Here is a 687-nt window from a genome sequence, read left to right as displayed (position 1 = left end):
GCAAGGTGGTACCACTCCTTCCCATCCCGAACAGGACAGTGAAACGCCTTCGCGCCGATGATAGTGGACGGACGTCTGTGAAAGTAGGTCATCGTCAGGCTTTTATTCCGCGAAACCCCACAGGTAATCCTGTGGGGTTTTGTCTTTATATATAAGTGAGAACCTATACTTCTCAGTTGCTGTAAAGGTGGAGAGATCCAGCGGCTCAGCAAGTTTGCAAGATCAGATGCAAGTTAGGCAAAAGCCAGTTGCAAGATCAGCAAAAGAGATGTTATAGTTGCCGACTTGGCTGCTACCGAAAGATCAGGGTTTACCCCGACATTTCGATAGCTGCTAAGAGAAGCGAGGCAGGATGTTCACCGCGAAAGTGGTGACGCCACGAAGAAGTAGCAAGGCAAGGCAGTGGGTTTTGGTTGAAAACGAAAGTTTAAAAACAAAAGCTACACTGATTTGACAAGCGATAAAAACTCCTTCATAATCTCGTTCCTCTGCTGATGACACAGCAAACAACGCGAAAGCGAAGTTAACTGAAGTTCGCAGCAAGATGCAGTAAGAAGTTAGGCAGTAATGCTTCGTAGTACAGAATTTGCAGTACCGCTCTTTAACAATTAAACAACCGATAAGTGTGGGCGCTTGATGCGATGCACTGTGATTAAGCAAGGGGTTAAACCCGAGCTTATTCACAAG

The 687-nt window shown here is 46.1% G+C and carries 1 protein-coding gene and 1 rRNA gene; one reads left to right on the top strand and one right to left on the bottom strand.

The genetic code is table 11. The features are described from left to right. Positions 1-100: ribosomal RNA gene (gene rrf / locus HV753_RS31105) — 5S ribosomal RNA — on the top strand; the annotation flags it as partial. A gap of 233 nt (positions 101-333) precedes the next feature. Here rrf and HV753_RS31165 read toward each other — a convergent pair. Beyond that, positions 334-687: hypothetical protein (locus HV753_RS31165; RefSeq protein WP_217481508.1), on the bottom strand; the 354-nt coding region annotated here is incomplete at its 5' end.

This window comes from Achromobacter pestifer, assembly GCF_902859625.1.
In the GTDB taxonomy this organism is placed as follows: domain Bacteria; phylum Pseudomonadota; class Gammaproteobacteria; order Burkholderiales; family Burkholderiaceae_B; genus Achromobacter; species Achromobacter pestifer.
This window is presented reverse-complemented; position numbering and strand designations above follow the sequence as displayed.